Below are 18,137 nucleotides of genomic sequence, written 5' to 3'. Positions count from 1 at the left end.
AATGATGAATGATGAATTTTGAATCAGGTGTTGTCATTCAAAATTCATCATTCATCATTCAAAATTCAAAAACATTCATTTCATGGCATCATTCGTAATTGAAGGAGGACATAGACTTTCCGGTGACATATACCCCCAAGGAGCAAAAAACGAGGTGTTGCAGATTATCTGTGCCACATTGCTCACAGCCGAAGAGGTGATTATACACAATATACCGGACATCCTGGACGTCAACAACTTGATTCAACTGATGCGGGACATGGGAGTCCATGTATCGAAAAAGAGTATAGACACCTACAGTTTCCAGGCGGCAAACGTGGACTTTTCTTATCTGGAAAGTGATGAGTTTCTGAAGAAATGCTCCAGCCTGCGCGGTTCTGTCATGCTGGTAGGCCCCATGGTAGCCCGTTTCGGCAAAGCCATGATTTCCAAGCCGGGAGGAGACAAGATCGGCCGTCGTCGCCTGGATACCCATTTCATCGGTATCCAGAACTTGGGTGCCGGTTTCGTTTACAATGAAACAAGGGAAATATACGAGATATCGGCCAAACAGCTGCAAGGCACTTATATGCTGCTGGATGAAGCCTCCGTTACGGGAACAGCCAACATTTTGATGGCAGCCGTACTGGCCAAAGGCAAGACCACAATCTACAACGCAGCTTGTGAGCCTTACATACAGCAGTTATGCAAAATGTTGAACCGGATGGGTGCCAAGATAAAAGGTATAGCCTCCAACCTGCTCACCATTGAAGGCGTGGACGAACTGCACGGTACCGAACATACCATTCTCCCCGACATGATTGAAGTGGGCAGCTTCATCGGCATGGCAGCCATGACGCAAAGCGAACTGACCATCAAGAATGTATCCCATGAGAACTTGGGAATCATCCCCGACAGCTTCCGCCGTCTCGGCATCAAAATGGAACAGCGCGGAGATGACATCTACGTACCGGCACAGGAATCTTATCAGATAGAGTCTTTTATAGACGGTTCCATCATGAGCATTGCAGACGCCCCTTGGCCGGGCCTGACTCCGGACCTGCTCAGCGTCATGCTGGTAGTCGCCACCCAAGCCAAAGGCAGCGTACTCATCCATCAGAAAATGTTCGAAAGCCGTTTGTTCTTTGTGGATAAACTGATAGACATGGGAGCGCAAATCATTCTTTGCGACCCGCACCGCGCCGTCGTCATCGGGCATAACCATGGCTTCAAGCTACGTGGCGGCAACATGACCTCGCCCGATATACGCGCCGGCATTGCCCTGCTGATAGCCGCCATGAGTGCCGACGGCATCAGCCGCATCCACAACATCGAGCAGATAGACCGGGGATACCAGAATATCGAAGGACGTTTGAACGCATTAGGGGCAAGAATAACAAGAATTTAAAACAAGGCAAGCATGATACGTAGAGAAGAAGTATATAAGATAGGTATATTCAACAAGCCGCACGGCATCCACGGAGAGTTGTCGTTCACCTTCACGGATGACATTTTCGACCGGGTGGAAGCCGAATATCTTATTTGTATGTTGGACGGTATCCTGGTACCCTTTTTTATGGAAGAGTATCGTTTCCGTTCAGACTCTACCGCCCTTGTCAAGCTGGAAGGAATCGATACGGCAGAGCGTGCCCGCATGTTTACCAATGTCGAAGTCTATTTTCCGGTAAAACATGCGGAAGAAGCGGAACCCGACGAATTAAGTTGGGATTTCTTTGTAGGTTTCCGCATGGAGGAAACCCACCACGGCAAGCTCGGAGAAATTACAGATGTGGATACTTCTACCATCAACACCTTGTTTGTGGTGGACCATCAAGGGGAAGAATTGCTGGTTCCGGCGCAAGAAGAGTTCATCGTGGATATTGACCGGAAACACAAGGTCATCACCGTAGACCTGCCGGAAGGATTGATTGTTTTGGACGAAACAGAGGAAGTATGAAAAAGAAACGCAAAAAAGCATTTTGGAGTAACATCAAGTTCAAGTACAGGCTGACGGTTACGAACGAGAACACCCTTGAGGATATCATCACGTTGCGTGTATCCAAACTGAACGGACTCTCCGTATTGCTTTCCGTATTGTTCGTATTGTTTCTCATCGCTTCCCTGATCGTGGCCTTCACCCCGTTGCGCAACTACCTGCCCGGATATATGAACAGCGAGATTCGCGCCCAAGTAGTGGAGAATGCCTTACGTGCCGACTCACTCCAGCAATTGGTAGCAAGGCAGAACCTATACATCATGAATATCCAGGATATTTTCCAGGGTAAGGTAAAGGCCGACACCATCCAGTCCATGGACTCACTGACCAACCTGCGCGAAGATTCCCTTATGGAACGCACGCAACGGGAAGCCGAATTCCGCAAACAGTACGAAGAAACGGAAAAATACAACCTGACCAGCATTACCGCCCGTCCGGAAGCAGATGGCCTGATCTTCTACCGCCCCACCCGCGGCATGATTTCATCTCCTTTCAATGCAGAGAAAAAGCATTTCGGCACAGACATCGCCGCCAATCCGGGCGAAAGCGTGCTGGCCACACTGGACGGTACCGTTATATTAAGTACCTATACCGCCGAAACAGGCTATCTTATAGAAATACAGCACAACCAGGATTTCGTGTCCGTCTATAAACATTGCGGCTCTTTACTGAAACGGGAAGGAGATGCCGTGAAAGGCGGCGAAGCCATTGCGCTGGTAGGAAACACCGGACAGCTAAGTACCGGCCCGCACCTCCATTTTGAGTTGTGGCACAAGGGAAGAGCCGTGAATCCGGAATCGTATATAGTATTTTAATCAAAATACTTCCAGAATATAAATGAATTGTGACAACATAATTATGAAGAAACAAATTGCCATACTTGGTTCTACCGGTTCCATCGGTACGCAGGCGCTACAGGTCATAGAGGAACATCCCGACCGGTACGAGGCGTATGTGCTGACAGCCAACAACCGCGTGGATGACCTCATTGCCCAGGCGCGGAAATTCAAGCCGGAGGCGGTGGTAATAGCCAACGAAGCGAAATACCAACAACTGAAAGAGGCTCTTTCCGACCTGCCCATTAAAGTGTATGCCGGTGAGGAAGCCCTCTCTCAGATTGTATCGGAAGCCCCTATAGACATGGTACTGACCGCCATGGTAGGTTATGCCGGACTGAAGCCGACCATGAACGCCATACGTGCCCGTAAACCGATAGCCCTCGCCAATAAAGAGACCCTGGTAGTGGCCGGTGAACTCATCAACGACCTGGCACGTTTCAGCGGCACCCCTATCCTGCCCGTCGATTCCGAACATTCCGCTGTTTTCCAGTGTCTGGCCGGAGAAGTGGGCAACCCGGTAGAGAAAGTGATACTGACCGCATCCGGCGGTCCGTTCCGTACCTATACCAAAGAGCAGCTGGCAACAGTCACCAAGGCGCAGGCGCTGAAACACCCCAACTGGGAAATGGGAGCCAAAATCACTATAGATTCCGCTTCCATGATGAACAAAGGGTTTGAAGTGATTGAAGCGAAATGGCTATTCGGAGTACGTCCCGACCAGATAGAGGTAGTGGTACATCCGCAGTCGGTCATCCACTCCATGGTACAGTTTGAGGATGGCGCCATCAAGGCACAGTTGGGAATGCCCGATATGCGCCTGCCCATCCAATACGCGTTCTCCTATCCCGACCGCCTGAAAGCCACGTTCCCCCGTCTGGACTTCAAGCTATGCACGGAGTTGACGTTCGAACAGCCGGATACCACCCGTTTCCGCAATCTGGCATTGGCCTACGAGGCACTGCATCGCGCGGGGAATATGCCTTGCATAGTCAATGCAGCCAACGAAGTGGTAGTCGCCGCCTTCCTGCACGACCGGATATCCTTCCTGGGCATGAGTGACGTGATAGAAAAGACCATGTCCCGCGTATCCTTTATACAAAAGCCTACTTATGAGGATTATGTAGCGACGGATGCGGAAGCCAGAAGAATAGCCATGGAAAGCCTCCCCCCTACTCCTCTCCGAAGGTAAGGGGAGAAGGGAATAGTACCGGCTTCTTGAAGTGATAGTGAATTATCTCAAAAGTTTTTAAGAAGACAACAACGTAAATTTATAAAAAACAGTATTAACATTGCCTCACATATAAGGAAGCAACTTTCTCTCCTCTCCTTCGGAAAGGAGTCGGGGGTGAGGCTTTAATTTAATTTTTAATGGAAACATTCTTGATCCGTGCCCTGCAACTCATCATGAGCCTTTCGTTGCTCGTTATCATTCATGAAGGGGGGCACTTCCTTTTCGCCCGTCTGTTCAAAACCCGTGTCGAAAAATTCTGTTTATTCTTTGACCCGTGGTTCACCCTCTTTAAATTCAAACCCAAAAACAGTGAAACCGAATATGGCATCGGCTGGCTGCCGTTGGGTGGCTACGTTAAGATAGCCGGCATGATAGACGAGTCTATGGATACCGAGCAAATGAAACAGCCCATGCAACCGTGGGAATTCCGCGCCAAACCCGCGTGGCAGCGTCTGCTGATTATGGTAGGCGGTGTCTTGTTCAACTTCCTGCTGGCACTGTTCATCTATTCCATGATACTCTTTACCTGGGGAGACGAATATATACCCGTACAACAGGCACCGTTGGGTATGGATTTCAACCAGACCGCCAAGAATGCCGGTTTCCGCGACGGAGATATCCTGATATCCGCCGACGGTGTCCCCCTGGAACGCATGGGAGGTGACCTGCTCACAGCCATAGTAGATGCCCGTCAAGTCACCGTACTGCGCAACGGACAGGAAGCTTCAGTCTATATCCCGGAGAACATGATGGACCGTCTGCTCGCAGACAGCGTACGCTTCGCCGATTTCCGTTTCCCGTTCGTTATCGACAGCATTGTTCCCGGACGCCCGGCCGCCTTGGCAGGCCTGCAGGCAGGTGACAGCATTACCGCACTGGATGGAAAGAAAATCGCTTACTTCGACTTCAAGGAAGAGATGCTGAACCGCCAGAAAGCAGACAGCGCCGACCATGACATCACATTGGCTTATGTCCGCAACGGAGTATCCGACACGCTGACATTGACCACCGATGCCAATTTCGAAATAGGCATCGCTCCCCGCACTGCTACGGACAAACTGCTGCCCGTCGTACGCAAGGAATACAGTTTCCTTTCTTCTTTCCCTGCCGGTGCAGCATTGGGAATCAATACCTTGAAAGGATATGTAGGCCAGATGAAGTACCTTTTCTCCAAGGAGGGAGCCAAGCAACTCGGCGGTTTCGGTACCATCGGCAGCATTTTCCCGGCAACGTGGGACTGGCATCAGTTCTGGTATATGACGGCATTCCTTTCCATCATCCTCGCCTTCATGAATATCCTGCCCATTCCTGCATTGGACGGAGGACATGTGCTGTTCCTCATCTATGAAATCGTAGCCCGCCGCAAACCAAGCGACCAATTCATGGAACGTGCGCAAATGGTAGGCATGTTCCTTCTGTTCGGCTTGCTGATATGGGCGAACTTCAACGATATATTAAGATTCTTCTTCTAAAGGATTCTTCTAAAAAAAACAGACCATCTGCTTCCAACGAAACAGATGGTCTGTTTTATATAAACGCATGATCCGTTGAGACCAAACAGATGATCCGTTTGGCCTCAACGAATCATGCGTTTTTTGTCGGTACATTCATTATACCAGATGTCCGATCCATTCCTCACGCTCACCCGGCAGCAAATCGATGACCGGAATTTCAACCATTGTATAGCAACCCGGTTGCTGACGCATGGCGGCACGGGCCACACAGACCAGCACCTGAGCCGTAAGAGCCGGATTATTGATACGCATATTGAATTCAAAAAGCTGGTTCTGCGTCTTGCCTGACACCCCTTTACGGGTAAGGTTCACACCATGTCCCATATCCAATAACGCATCCACACTCGGAACAAGCTTCACATGTGTTTCATCATTCACGAAATAGGGATCCGATTGGATGGCAGCGGCCACCTTATCGAAATCATAGCCCTCTTTCAGTTCAATATAAACCATACGGCGATGAATTCCGGTACCTGTAGGGATAGTCATGGAAAGGGCAGCCTTCACGCCGTCCACCGCTTTTACGGCCACCGTATGTCCCATGCTCATGCCCGGACCAAAGTTAGTATAGGTAATACCCTTCGGAGCGATGGCTTCCAGCAAAGTACGTACAACAGAATCGCTTCCCGGATCCCAACCGGCAGAAATTATGGAAACCGCATTATGGGCTTTCGCCTCAACATCCAGCGTACGGCGCAAAGCAGTAATGCCGGTGTGGATATCAAAACTATCCACCGTATGAATGCCCAAGGCCAATATTTCTTTGGCATACTTTTCAACGCTACGCGTAGGCGTACAAAGAATAGCGACATCTACACTTTCCAACTCCCGGATATCCTTTACAACAGGGTATCCACTCAACTCCTCAGGACGGTTTTCAGCTCCCGCACGGCGTACTACACCTGCTACTTCAAAGTCGGAAGCCGCTTGCAAGGCTTCAAGCACATAATGCCCGATATTGCCATAGCCAACGATGGCTGCTCTTACTTTTTTCATTCTTTTATCTAATTTATTAATCAGTTTTCTATTTTATCGGCACAAAAATAATCATTTATCTACATTTTTAGCAATACATACACACTTTTTCACAGATTATCTGCTTTTTTGTTTTTTAAATAAGCTGCCCCTCGTCATAAAAAAATGGACACGTTCATTTTATTCTGCTCCCGGTTTGCATTATCTTTGCACCATGATAGAATACATCAGAGGCGGAATTGCCGAACTAAGTCCGGCAACCGCAGTTATAGACTGCAACGGACTGGGATATGCCGTTAACATTTCATTGAACACCTACGCTGCCATCCAGGGCAAGAAAGAATGTAAACTATATATTTATGAGGCTATCCGTGAGGATGCCTATATTCTGTATGGTTTCGCCGACAAGCAAGAGCGCGAACTGTTCCTGCTGCTGATTTCCGTATCGGGCATCGGCGGGAATACGGCCCGCATGATACTATCCGCACTCTCGCCGTCAGAGTTGGTCAATGTCATCAGTACAGAAAACGCCAATCTCTTGAAGACGGTAAAAGGCATCGGATTGAAGACCGCACAGCGTGTAATCGTGGATCTGAAAGACAAGATCAAGACCGGCAGCGCGGCTGCAGGAGACACAGGAACCATAGGCGGCTTGTTAACCGCTGCCAACGCCCAGATACAGGAAGAAGCGGTAGCCGCCCTCACCATGCTCGGTTTTGCGCAGGCACCCTCACAGAAAGTAGTGCTCGGTATCTTGAAAGAAGATCCCGACGCATCGGTAGAACAAGTAATCAAATTGGCATTAAAAAGACTGTAATCCCTCTTTATAACGGGCAATAGGCAATGATACGGCAAGTTTTTCAGCCTTTTCAGGCGTTTACGTGAAAAAAAGATTACCTTTGTCGGAAAAGCAAACATAATATGGCTACAATTACGATGAAAGAATGGCTGGGTGCCAATGAACGTACCCGAGTGCTACTAACCGATAAATGGTATCTTGATTTCGCAATAAAAGTTCTTCCTTTTATCAAGCAATCTTCCGTATTCAAGTATGAGAACAAGCGTGCCCAAACAGAGGCGGCCATTTCGGTCAGTCTATACCTGCAGGACGCCATTTCCCAAAATGGAGGCTGGAAACTCTTTTCAGATTTATACTTCAGGCAATATGGCACGTATCTGCCTTTCTACCCGTTGACTGACGAATATATACCGGATGAGATCAATACAGAAGACATTGCTTTCGTTATATGGACATTAAAATCACATTTTGCCATTTGGGAGGATGACCAATATACGCTTTTCAGCCCCTATGACGAAGGCTTGCTGGAATTAAGCCGCATACTCTACGACATAATGGACGAGTGTTTCGAAGAAGCTCCGATCAGTAAAGAGCCTTCTTCCGACATTTGGGTCATGGGGCCGGACCTGTTGGAGATGCCGACTACCCCACTACCGGAAATCACTCCGGAAACCAAACTGAAAAAAGACGTCGAACGTTGCCTTGAATACAGCAAGGGAGCCCCTTTGTTGTATTTCGCCAATTATAAGGAACTATGTACTTTCTTCGTCAAAGTCTTGAAATGGGAGGACAATCCCTCTTCCCTCCTGCCCGACCTGAAGTACAAAAAAGAGTTCGTGATTTATGCCAATGCCAAGGGGATGCTCATTGCCCACAATGTGGCCGCCTACTTCTGTGAAGACCACAATCCTTTGTATGATGCCAAACGTGCCGCAGCCGAAGGATACAGGATGTTCTGCCGTCCCGGAGCCTGTCCTTTCGATTTATTGAAGTATGGAATGACCAAAGGCATCTTACCCGATGTACAGCTTCCTCTCTTTAAAGGAAAAGAATTATTACAACAATATTGGGACTTTATAGCCCGTTATTATTTATGCGAATATTATGAAGGGGAATAGCCATTCTAATGCAAGGCCCAAACGGGCCAATAAAACAAAGACAACCGGCAAACGGATTGGCAAATCGAAACCTTCAAAAGCAAATAACCAGTTGAACAGAAGAGTGAAATAGCCGGCAAAAGTATTCTCTCCCGGGCAATGAGCGTCCCCGGGGAGAATACCTTATTATATCTGTAAATGTTTGTGTTATTTGAGGAACGGATTTCCCTTTTTATCAGTACTTACCACCCAACGGAAAGCATTTATGAACAAAAGGTTTTGAGTTGCATCAATAAATTCCTCATCACCGTGTCCCATGTTCAGATAAATCATTCGGTATCTGGTGTTTGTCCACACAATGGGGAAGTCACCGAAGTTGACCACATCTTTTATTCCCAATGGATAATTCTTGGGGGAAATGGAAAGAAGTACCTCTACATCCTTGTTTTGACGGGGGCTTGGATTCCATTGGTACCACTCGCTGGCAGGCACAACGAATGTGTCCGGCAGGTTCCCGGTAACAGGATGGTTCCCGTTATCTACTTCCACCAAGACGGGTTGGGGAGGCCAGTTGTTGCAGTAGAAGACTCCGCCACCCAGAAAATCAACGAACCAGGGCCAGTTGGTATTCTTGTCGTTGTAGGCAGCTACGTGGAAACCGACCCAGCCACCACCGTTTTCCATATATTTTTCAAAGGCATCGCGTTCGGCTTTTGTATTTGGATAGCCGTCAAGCATCACTATTACACTATAGTCTTTCAGCTTTTCATAAGGATATTGAGACAAATCCATGGTAAAGTCCAGAATGAAACCGTCTCCGTAATTTAGTTTTTTGAAGAACTCCACAGCTTGCAGGGAGAACTGATAATGGGCTTCTTCCGCATGCTGTGTGTAATACACCAGCGCCTTGAAACGGGGAGCCTTGGCATAATTTGCCGGGTAGCCCTCGGGAGCCTGCGCATGGACCAGCAGTGCACAGGCTGCCAGTAACAGAACGAGAGAAAATTTAATGATTCTCATAGCATATTTTGTTTTACGTAGTTAATAATCCGTTTTTCAATATTCAGCGATAAGGGACAGCCATTTCCCGGCGGAAGTTACCCATACCTCTTTATAGCAGGCATTGTTTGTTTGAGGCCAATAAGGAATATCCGCATTGCCTAAAGTACGTATGCCGACAGGCATTTCTCCTGTGATTTCTCCGGAAGAGAAACTGTTCAGCTGCGGATAGTTATGCCCCTCTCCGTAAATCAGTGACTGGCCGAAAGGATTTTTACCTACAGTCCAGTATAGTTGTTCCATACCTATGTCGAGCAGTTCCTTGTCTTTTAGGAAGTTTCCGCAAATGGCTGCGGACTTGCCGCCGGACAGATGGATGGCCGTATTTCCATTGAAGATGTTGAACCATACGGGAAAGCGTTTTATGTAATGTTCCTTATCCAGTTTGACACCCTGTTTCACCTGCTCCGTATAAAGTTCCTTTGCATTGGCGGGCGGAAAGAGGTGGAGGGCATAGAAGTTAGCGGTATCCTTATATTCCTCCGCATGATAGACGCCGCTCGGCAACATACCGTAAGGACGGATGTAGTGCATCAGCCCTTTCAGGTAGTTGCCGTACAGACGTATGGAGCGTACCCATCGGGGGTAATCGGGATGCTCCGGTTGAGTCTCGCACAGTAAGGTCATGGCTTGCATGTAAACCTGTTCGCGCGACTGGTGTATATAGTGAACAATTGACTGTCTGTTTTTGTCTCTATAGAAGAATCCGCATGTTCCATCCTCGCCTTCCAGAGGCTCCGTACGTTGGCAATCCAAAGTATAACGGATGAATTCTGTAGCTACATCTGCATAGCAAGCCTTCTTTGTCAGTTTGTAGAGCTGGCTGGCAGACCATGAAACGGTAGCCATATATTGGCTCTTGGAGGTATTATAACTATGTTCATAAGGCTGGATGAACTTGTCGAAGCCCTCCCTTCTATATTTCTCCATAGCAAAGGAGAAATCCTCTTCGGCCACTTTTAGCAGATATTCCTGTAACATGGGATCATCGTCTAAAGTCATGGAAGCGTACGCTTCATACCCGGCGTAGAGGAAATTGTCGAACGCCATATTCTGTACACGTACGGAAGAAATGTCATCCAAAGTGTTGAATACCCCGTCCTGCCAGACCAACAACCCCATGCTGCTGGCGCGATAACCATCGCCGTAACGGTTTTTAAGGATGAATTCAAGTCCCCATTCTGCCTCCTCACGCAGGCGGGCGGCAAGGGCCGGGTTCCTGTCTTTCTGCTTTTGGTAGGCTTCAAGGAGAGAGAAAGTTACATCTCCCGTCTGAAGCGTCTGCTGCGACAAGTCGCCTGCATCGTGCCATCCTCCTGCATAGGATATGCTGCGCCCGTCATGTTTGGAGAACAAGTCTATATGACAGGTTGCATGTTTGCCGGGAACCGGATAGCCGCAACGCTGGCAGAAAAGGAAATTAAGCACTTTCCAACTGGAATCTTCCCAGATTCTTTCACCGATACGGAATGCAGGCGTCAATGAATCGCCGGCTTTCAGTTGATACACTCCGGGAAGATCGAAGGCGGTGAAATCAAGAAGGCCGAATTGACCAAGGGTAGTCACTTCCTTCTTGATTTCGCCTTCGTAAACAATTTGCCCGTTTTCCGGACTCAGCAACTGAAAATGATTACTGTCATATATAGAGGTGTCTGTGTTTACAATGGCTGTTTTAGGATAACCAGAAGTATATCCTGTGGTTGAATAGATGATTTTTCCGTCTTCGGGCATCCAACCGCTTACTTTCGCGGGATTCTTCACCGTCTGCAGTTCGATATTATCTATATAGTAGGCGGCGGAATCACCGGTGGTTCTGTCTTTGCCTTTGAGGGCTGTGCTGAAACTTATTTCCATGACTCTGTCCCGCTGATACTCGTCAATCTCCAGGAAACAATGGTTCCATTCCTTGTTGGCAAGATTGATGAGGTGGGAACCGGAAGGCCGGTTGTATCCTTTCTTGGGGGGAGTGCCGGCGTTGACGAAGGTCAGGTTCATGTTGACGACACGTGCACCGTCACAGTCGGGATATATGGAAAATATGATCCGGTTGTATTCCTCCAGATTGGTTCCATTCAAGTGATAGGTAACGCAGCTGTTCCCATAGGTAGCATAGTCGGGATCGGAAGGGGATCCGGTCGCTCTCTTCCCGGTAGAGGTAGGGAATTGCAATTTGATGCTTCCTTTGCCCGAAGTTGTTTTTACGGTACTGACAGACAAGGTTCCTATGCCGGAATGAGTCCATCCCTCAGTACTTGCCGATGCGGCAAGCGGAATGCTTTGCAACACTTCTTTCTTCCACCCATTGGCTTCAAAAGAATTGGCAGTATTCAGAGGAAGGGGTTGATGTATTAATCCGCTTTCATGAAGTTGCTTCTCTAATTCATCATCCTGCGTCAGCCGGGTCTGTCCATATAGATAGTTTACGGACAGAAGGAATAAGACAACTAGTGTTTTTCTCATTTTCATGTTAACCGTTGGTTTCTGTTGCAAGGTTAGCCATAATTATCCGGAACGAGGTTTGATAATTGCCATAAATGCTTTAAAAATTATCCGAATAGGGGGAAATGACAGGATGTAAACCTTGGAAGACGCTTTTTAAACCTTGAAAGCGTTTGACGTTTTATTATTATTTAATCAAAAAATAACGGCAAAATATAGCAGGATTGAAAAGTTTTCCTATATTTGCAGTGTTATTCGTTGACACTTTGCTCGAATAATCTTAAGTCAACAAGGTAAGAACCTTTAAAACGTAATATTATGAATATCGAACGTATCATGGCCTCTTTGGAGGCAAAGCATCCCGGCGAGTCTGAGTATCTTCAAGCCGTAAAGGAAGTTCTTCTTTCCATAGAAGATATCTATAATCAACATCCCGAGTTCGAGAAAGCTAAAATTATAGAACGTCTGGTTGAACCCGACCGTATTTTTACCTTCCGTGTTACTTGGGTGGACGACAAGGGTGAAGTGCAGACCAATCTCGGTTATCGTGTACAGTTCAACAATGCTATCGGCCCGTACAAAGGCGGTATCCGTTTCCATGCTTCCGTGAACCTTTCCATTCTGAAGTTCCTAGGTTTTGAACAGACCTTCAAGAATGCCTTGACTACATTGCCTATGGGTGGTGGTAAAGGCGGATCCGATTTCTCCCCCCGCGGAAAGAGTGACGCTGAAATCATGCGTTTCTGCCAGGCTTTCATGCTGGAGCTGTGGCGCCACCTCGGCCCGGATATGGATGTGCCGGCCGGTGATATCGGTGTAGGCGGCCGTGAAGTTGGCTATATGTTCGGTATGTACAAGAAGCTGACCCGTGAATTTACAGGTACTTTCACCGGTAAAGGGTTGGAATTCGGCGGTTCATTGATTCGTCCTGAAGCAACCGGATTTGGCGGCTTGTACTTCGTTAACCAGATGTTACAGACAAAAGGCATTGATATCAAAGGAAAGACCGTGGCCATTTCCGGTTTTGGGAACGTGGCTTGGGGTGCGGCAACCAAGGCTACCGAATTAGGTGCCAAGGTCATCACGATCTCCGGTCCCGACGGCTACATCTATGACCCGAACGGTATCAGCGGCGAAAAGATTGATTATATGCTGGAACTTCGCTCATCGGGCAATGATATCGTAGCTCCGTATGCCGAACAGTTCCCGGGCTCTACGTTCGTGGCAGGCAAACGCCCATGGGAAGTAAAGGCGGATATCGCACTGCCTTGTGCTACCCAGAATGAATTGAATGGTGAAGATGCACAGCATCTTATCGATAATAAGGTTACGTGTGTAGGCGAGATTTCCAATATGGGATGTACTCCCGAAGCCATTGATCTCTTTATTGAGAAAAAAATCATGTATGCTCCGGGCAAGGCTGTCAATGCCGGTGGTGTAGCTACCAGTGGGCTGGAAATGTCACAGAATGCCATGCACCTTAGCTGGAGCGCAGCCGAAGTGGATGAAAAACTTCATGCCATCATGCACGGCATCCATGCACAATGCGTAAAATATGGGACAGAACCTGACGGTTACATCAACTACGTGAAGGGTGCGAATATCGCCGGCTTCATGAAGGTGGCTCATGCCATGATGGGTCAGGGCATTATCTAAGAGAGAAACTTTGTTTAGTTGTATTTGTATTTGTGGTTTGTGCTGCTCTACGCCTGAGAAGGTATGGGGCAGTACTTTTTTTTTAGATTTATGATTCGTGATTTATGGGGGAGAATCGTATCTTTGCACTTTATATGGATGCAGCTTTTGTACATACCGGCCAAAGCGCATAAATCATAAATCATAAATTATAATCATAAATCCCCAAAATGTTACTACCGGAATTAAAGGTGAGACGCGATAAGATACGCATACTCATGGCTCAACAAGGAATTGACGCCGCACTTATAACTTGTAATGTAAATTTAATCTATACGTATGGTCGCGTTGTCAGCGGTTATTTATATTTGCCGTTGAATGCTCCGGCACGTTTGTTTATAAAACGTCCCAACAATATTGAGGGTGAGCATATTCATCCTATCCGTAAACCCGAACAACTTCCCGACTTGATAAAGGAATGTGGCTTGCCGGCACCGGCCAGACTGATGCTGGAAGGAGACGAACTGCCTTTCACGGAGTATAGCCGTCTCGCCGCCTGTTTTCCCGAAACAGAAGTGATACCTTGTGGCACCTCTTTAATTCGCAGGGCACGAAGCATAAAGACGAATCTTGAAATAGAGATGTTACGTCGTTCGGGCGCTGCGCATACCAAGGCATACGAGCAGATTCCTTCTGTTTATCAGTCGGGCATGACAGACCGCCAGTTGTCCATTGAAATAGAAAGGCTGATGCGCCTGGAGGGTTGTCTGGGTATTTTCCGTGTATTCGGTCAGAGCATGGAAATCTTTATGGGAAGCCTCTTGGCCGGTGATAATGCGGCTGTACCTTCTCCATACGATTTTGCATTGGGAGGTGAAGGACTTGATCCGTCATTGCCCGGTGGCGTAAACGGTACTTTGCTTCAGGCAGGACAGAGTCTGATGGTGGATATGGGAGGGAATTTCTATGGATACATGGGAGATATGAGCCGGGTATTCTCTATCGGCAAGTTGCCCGAAAAAGCTTATGCCGCACATCAGACTTGCCTGGAGATTCAAGAGGCCATTGTGCAGCAGGCTAAGCCGGGAACTGTCTGTGAAGATCTTTATAATCTGGCTATCGACAGGGTGACCAAAGCCGGATTTGCCGATTATTTTATGGGAGTAGGACAAAAAGCCAAGTTCATAGGCCATGGCATCGGACTGGAAATAAATGAAATGCCCGTATTGGCTCCGCGCATGAAGCAGGAACTTGAACCGGGCATGGTCTTTGCGTTGGAACCCAAGATCGTATTGCCCGGAGTAGGGCCTGTAGGTATTGAAAATTCTTGGGCGGTAACGGCGGAAGGTCTGGAAAAATTGACCTTATGCAGTGAAGAGATCGTGGAACTTTGATAACGCAATACTGCATTTAAGCTTGCATCGGTGAACACAGGACTTTCATTGCCGTGATAAATTCTAAACCCACAAAAAAAGCGGATATGCTCTCCACATATCCGCTCCATTTGATGCATAATGACCAACAGGCCGAAGTCTTATCGGTTCAATGTCCAACTTATGGCATTTCTGAACATAGTAGTGAATCCTTCCGTTTCGTACAGTTTGCCGCTATGCCCAATCTGGAAATAAACATTGCGGGCTTTTACCTTTTCATTCACCCAGACCACCGGATGATCGCCCATCTTGATATCCGAAGCAGGTGTATAGCTTGATTCATCCACATTGGCAAGTACATGCACATTCGGACGGGGACTTTTGTCATAGGTGTACCATTCATCATCCGGAACCACGAAAGAGGCAGGCACCCCTTTCATGACCGGGTGTTCCCGGTCTTCTACCACCAACGTGCCATCGGCAAGAGGAGCGATATAGCTCTTGAAACGTACTCCGCCCATAAAGTCCGAAAACCACTGCCACATGGGATAACCGTCAAACTCACCCAATAAAGTAGCATGATGGAAACCGATCCAGCCGCCTTTACCTTGTTCTATATAATTGATAAAAGCTTTCTCCGCTTCCTCCGGCCAGGTATAAGGAGGGAAATCCAATTGGATAACCAAACTGAATTGTGACAGGTAGGCCTCTGTGACAGGAGCCGCATTATTGATTTCTGTTATGCTGAAATTCTGTCGTGCACTTTCGTCCGCCAACCATCGCATACCGGCATCGGTAAATCCTCCATGTTGGCCGCCCCTCTCCGTCAACACCAGCACCTTGGTCTTATGCTTCTTGCCCAACAGATTCTCGGCTACCGTACGCCGCAAGTCACCTTGCTCGTTATCACCGCTATAATCCCAATACATGCCGCCCAGCAAATCCTTGTCCAGAATATACTGGCATTTGATGGCCAGGGAGCGGGGATTCTCAAAACCGAATACCAGTGTATCATCCCCGTTGACCAGATAAGGAACCTGCGCGACGCTGTCCCATTTTTCCGTAAAATCCTTATTCGTGTTTCCTACCTTATTGAAATCCTGGAAATTGGGATAACCATTGCCTCCACGGCCATAAAAAGGCATACCCATCACTAACTTGGAAGGAGGCACGCCGGCTTTCAGATGTGCAGCAACGGCTGCATCCGAAGTGATGTCACCACTATGTTCCGAAGGATACAGCGCCGAATGATGCTTGGGTGCAGACGCCATATCATAGGCCATGATATTCACAAAATCCACAAAAGGAAGAATAGCCTTGAAATCTATATACTTGGCAGACGCAACCGTTGCCAGCGTCAGTTCCTTCTTGTCACCGATGGCCGTTCTGATATCACGCATCAGCAGTGTAAAGTTCTTCGTATCATCTGCCGAAGAAGAAATATTCGCCATGGAACTGGTAGGATATTCCCAATCAATGTCGATACCATCCAAACTATATTCTTTCACAACACGGTCGCAGTCCTTGGCAAATGCCATACGGTACTCATCACTGGCAGCCATTTCACTGAAACGCCCGCTGCCCCAACCGCCGATAGAAAGCAATACTTTCAACTCCGGTTTCTGTTTCTTCAAATCTACAATCTGTTTCAAACGCTCTTCATTATCAATTCCGACACCGTTGAAACTTTCGTTAACATGACCGAAGGCATAATTGATATGCGTCATGTACCGGGGATCCGGCAATACATCACTCCAGGAAGTGACATAAGCGACAATCACTTTTGAATCCAGGGGATCCTGCACGCTTTCCCCCGACTTGGTGCCGCCGCATGAAGCCAATACAGCCAATGCAGCCGCCATCATCATTTTCAGCTTTTTCATAAGTACTATCTTTAATTACTAATTACAATCATCGCAAGTCTGACGGACCCGTGAGCCCACCAATGCATAATACAGCATAAATACCTCGCCCAAAAGTACAACAAACCAGGACCATCTCCAACCGCCAAGAACATCGGCAAGCACACCCTGCAACAAAGGCAGGATAGCTCCGCCCACTACACCTATCATAAATACACCGGAGGCAACCGAAGTATATTTGCCCAAATGGGCAACGGACAATGTAAAAATAGCGCCCCACATAATGGAATGGAACAACCCGACTGCCGTCAGTAACCAGGGATTATTCAGAAGAATGGCCAGCAAAGCAAGTACCCCGGCCGACACCGTAGTGACCGTCAGCTGCACACGCGGAGAAATCTGGCTCAATCCGCTGCCTATCAATCGCCCGACAAGCATGCCACCCCAATAGAGCGTAGCCATCAGTGCCGGAGAAGCATAATTCTGTTCAATGGCATACAGGTTTATATTAGCGCCGATACAGACTTCCACTCCTACATAAAAGAAGATAGCCACTACCCCCAAAGTCAGATGGCTGAATGACCAGACGCTCTTTTCAAGCTTCTCTCCTTTTTCCACTCTGGTACCCTGAATGTCGGGCAAAGACAACTTCATCAGCAACAACACGATCAGAGAAATCACTACCATTAATAAAAAGAATGGAATCATCAGTTGGTCTATCCGGATATCCTCCATTGCCAGACCACCAAATACGATACCCGTCACAAAGTAGGGCGCCAAGGTAGTTCCCACAGAATTGGCAGAACCACCGATAGCCAAACGCTGAATGGATTGTGTACCTTTCACGTGGCAAGCCGTAAGGTAAGGATTGATGACCACCTGCAGAATGGTAGCCGAGGCTCCGACGACAAAAGAGCCCAACAGGAAAATCAAGAATCCTCCGGGGATAACATTATTTCCTACATGCCAATTGGCCGCGGGAAAGTGCACGGTGAAATATGAAGACGCAAAGAACAGGCCCAGCCCAACGATCATCACCAGCAATCCACGCATCAGCGTACCTTTATAGCCGTATTTGCTGATCCAGGATGAACCTACCCCACCACAAACCGGATAGGCAAGAAACCAGGAAAAGGTTATCAGAGTGGCGAAGGTATTCTTCAGCCCGCCCACTTCCGAAAGGAAAGTTTCCTTCAAAGGCCCTTGAAACTGCGTATTGGCAGTAGTGAGGAAGCCCACAATGAAAAACAGGAACACCATTGTGACGAAAGGGCCTGTATAATTGATTTGTTTTTCTTGTTGTTTCATAATATTAATCTCTAAGTCATAAGTGGCTGTT

At 47.7% G+C, this 18,137-nt stretch carries 14 protein-coding genes; 9 read left to right on the top strand and 5 right to left on the bottom strand.

All coding sequences use genetic code 11. The features are described from left to right. The first annotated feature begins 82 nt into the window (after window positions 1–82). The 5 genes from murA to rseP all read left to right on the top strand — a co-directional run bounded on the left by murA (window position 83) and on the right by rseP (window position 5,517). Window positions 83–1,387 (top strand): UDP-N-acetylglucosamine 1-carboxyvinyltransferase, encoded by a 1,305-nt coding sequence (murA, locus tag HMPREF9446_RS05640; RefSeq protein ID WP_009124486.1) that lies wholly within the window; start codon window positions 83–85, stop codon window positions 1,385–1,387. A 12-nt stretch (window positions 1,388–1,399) separates the two neighbouring features. Further along, window positions 1,400–1,936 (top strand): ribosome maturation factor RimM, encoded by a 537-nt coding sequence (rimM, locus tag HMPREF9446_RS05635; protein WP_009124485.1) that lies wholly within the window; start codon window positions 1,400–1,402, stop codon window positions 1,934–1,936. After that, window positions 1,933–2,790 (top strand): M23 family metallopeptidase, encoded by an 858-nt coding sequence (locus tag HMPREF9446_RS05630; protein ID WP_009124484.1) that lies wholly within the window; start codon window positions 1,933–1,935, stop codon window positions 2,788–2,790. Before rimM ends, HMPREF9446_RS05630 begins: the two co-directional genes overlap by 4 nt. A 43-nt stretch (window positions 2,791–2,833) precedes the next feature. Further along, window positions 2,834–4,003 carry a 1-deoxy-D-xylulose-5-phosphate reductoisomerase gene (locus tag HMPREF9446_RS05625; RefSeq protein ID WP_039968665.1) on the top strand — a complete coding sequence of 390 codons (1,170 nt, stop codon included), beginning with the start codon at window positions 2,834–2,836 and terminating at the stop codon, window positions 4,001–4,003. Between the two features lie 179 nt (window positions 4,004–4,182). Next, window positions 4,183–5,517 carry an RIP metalloprotease RseP gene (gene rseP, locus HMPREF9446_RS05620; protein WP_009124482.1) on the top strand — a complete coding sequence of 445 codons (1,335 nt, stop codon included), beginning with the start codon at window positions 4,183–4,185 and terminating at the stop codon, window positions 5,515–5,517. A gap of 138 nt (window positions 5,518–5,655) precedes the next feature. On the opposite strand, the gene HMPREF9446_RS05615 is transcribed toward rseP, so the two are convergent. Then, window positions 5,656–6,555 (bottom strand): diaminopimelate dehydrogenase, encoded by a 900-nt coding sequence (locus HMPREF9446_RS05615; protein WP_009124481.1) that lies wholly within the window; start codon window positions 6,553–6,555, stop codon window positions 5,656–5,658. 193 nt (window positions 6,556–6,748) lie between these two features. Between HMPREF9446_RS05615 and ruvA the strand changes: the two genes are divergently transcribed. Together ruvA and HMPREF9446_RS05605 are read left to right on the top strand one after the other, a co-directional pair. After that, a complete protein-coding gene (gene ruvA, locus HMPREF9446_RS05610; RefSeq protein ID WP_009124480.1) occupies window positions 6,749–7,351 on the top strand; it encodes a Holliday junction branch migration protein RuvA in 603 nt (200 codons plus the stop codon). A 104-nt stretch (window positions 7,352–7,455) separates the two neighbouring features. Next, a complete protein-coding gene (locus HMPREF9446_RS05605; protein WP_009124479.1) occupies window positions 7,456–8,451 on the top strand; it encodes a DUF3843 family protein in 996 nt (331 codons plus the stop codon). A 186-nt stretch (window positions 8,452–8,637) separates the two neighbouring features. Here HMPREF9446_RS05605 and HMPREF9446_RS05600 read toward each other — a convergent pair whose 3' ends face one another. Together HMPREF9446_RS05600 and HMPREF9446_RS05595 are read right to left on the bottom strand one after the other, a co-directional pair. Then, window positions 8,638–9,450 carry a ThuA domain-containing protein gene (locus HMPREF9446_RS05600; RefSeq protein ID WP_009124477.1) on the bottom strand — a complete coding sequence of 271 codons (813 nt, stop codon included), beginning with the start codon at window positions 9,448–9,450 and terminating at the stop codon, window positions 8,638–8,640. Between the two features lie 36 nt (window positions 9,451–9,486). Beyond that, entirely contained in the window at window positions 9,487–11,949 is a 2,463-nt protein-coding gene (locus tag HMPREF9446_RS05595; protein WP_039968664.1) for a glycoside hydrolase family 9 protein, read from the bottom strand. Between the two features lie 297 nt (window positions 11,950–12,246). Here HMPREF9446_RS05595 and gdhA point away from each other — a divergent pair, with 297 nt between their 5' ends. Both gdhA and HMPREF9446_RS05585 read left to right on the top strand, forming a co-directional pair. Next, window positions 12,247–13,584 (top strand): NADP-specific glutamate dehydrogenase, encoded by a 1,338-nt coding sequence (gene gdhA / locus HMPREF9446_RS05590; protein WP_009124475.1) that lies wholly within the window; start codon window positions 12,247–12,249, stop codon window positions 13,582–13,584. A 209-nt stretch (window positions 13,585–13,793) separates the two neighbouring features. Further along, a complete protein-coding gene (locus tag HMPREF9446_RS05585; protein ID WP_009124474.1) occupies window positions 13,794–14,957 on the top strand; it encodes a M24 family metallopeptidase in 1,164 nt (387 codons plus the stop codon). Window positions 14,958–15,097: 140 nt separating this feature from the next. Here HMPREF9446_RS05585 and HMPREF9446_RS05580 read toward each other — a convergent pair whose 3' ends face one another. Beyond that, entirely contained in the window at window positions 15,098–16,819 is a 1,722-nt protein-coding gene (locus tag HMPREF9446_RS05580; RefSeq protein ID WP_009124473.1) for a glycosyl hydrolase family 18 protein, read from the bottom strand. An 18-nt stretch (window positions 16,820–16,837) separates the two neighbouring features. After that, window positions 16,838–18,106, bottom strand: coding sequence for an MFS transporter (locus tag HMPREF9446_RS05575; RefSeq protein WP_009124472.1), 1,269 nt, complete (start codon window positions 18,104–18,106; stop codon window positions 16,838–16,840). Window positions 18,107–18,137: the final 31 nt, after the last annotated feature.

This window comes from Bacteroides fluxus YIT 12057 (assembly GCF_000195635.1).
Lineage (GTDB): Bacteria > Bacteroidota > Bacteroidia > Bacteroidales > Bacteroidaceae > Bacteroides > Bacteroides fluxus.
Note: the sequence above shows the minus strand (reverse complement) of the source record. Positions and strands in the feature narration are given on the sequence as shown.

What these genes read in the sequence shown, in the direction of transcription:
- gdhA (WP_009124475.1), top strand. Translation starts at nt 12,247, where the DNA reads ATGAATATCGAACGTATCATGGCCTCTTTGGAGGCAAAGCATCCCGGC.
- murA (WP_009124486.1), top strand. Translation starts at nt 83, where the DNA reads ATGGCATCATTCGTAATTGAAGGAGGACATAGACTTTCCGGTGACATA.
- HMPREF9446_RS05595 (WP_039968664.1), bottom strand. Translation starts at nt 11,949, where the DNA reads ATGAGAAAAACACTAGTTGTCTTATTCCTTCTGTCCGTAAACTATCTA.
- rimM (WP_009124485.1), top strand. Translation starts at nt 1,400, where the DNA reads ATGATACGTAGAGAAGAAGTATATAAGATAGGTATATTCAACAAGCCG.
- HMPREF9446_RS05600 (WP_009124477.1), bottom strand. Translation starts at nt 9,450, where the DNA reads ATGAGAATCATTAAATTTTCTCTCGTTCTGTTACTGGCAGCCTGTGCA.
- HMPREF9446_RS05575 (WP_009124472.1), bottom strand. Translation starts at nt 18,106, where the DNA reads ATGAAACAACAAGAAAAACAAATCAATTATACAGGCCCTTTCGTCACA.
- HMPREF9446_RS05625 (WP_039968665.1), top strand. Translation starts at nt 2,834, where the DNA reads ATGAAGAAACAAATTGCCATACTTGGTTCTACCGGTTCCATCGGTACG.
- HMPREF9446_RS05630 (WP_009124484.1), top strand. Translation starts at nt 1,933, where the DNA reads ATGAAAAAGAAACGCAAAAAAGCATTTTGGAGTAACATCAAGTTCAAG.
- ruvA (WP_009124480.1), top strand. Translation starts at nt 6,749, where the DNA reads ATGATAGAATACATCAGAGGCGGAATTGCCGAACTAAGTCCGGCAACC.
- HMPREF9446_RS05580 (WP_009124473.1), bottom strand. Translation starts at nt 16,819, where the DNA reads ATGAAAAAGCTGAAAATGATGATGGCGGCTGCATTGGCTGTATTGGCT.
- HMPREF9446_RS05605 (WP_009124479.1), top strand. Translation starts at nt 7,456, where the DNA reads ATGGCTACAATTACGATGAAAGAATGGCTGGGTGCCAATGAACGTACC.
- rseP (WP_009124482.1), top strand. Translation starts at nt 4,183, where the DNA reads ATGGAAACATTCTTGATCCGTGCCCTGCAACTCATCATGAGCCTTTCG.
- HMPREF9446_RS05585 (WP_009124474.1), top strand. Translation starts at nt 13,794, where the DNA reads ATGTTACTACCGGAATTAAAGGTGAGACGCGATAAGATACGCATACTC.
- HMPREF9446_RS05615 (WP_009124481.1), bottom strand. Translation starts at nt 6,555, where the DNA reads ATGAAAAAAGTAAGAGCAGCCATCGTTGGCTATGGCAATATCGGGCAT.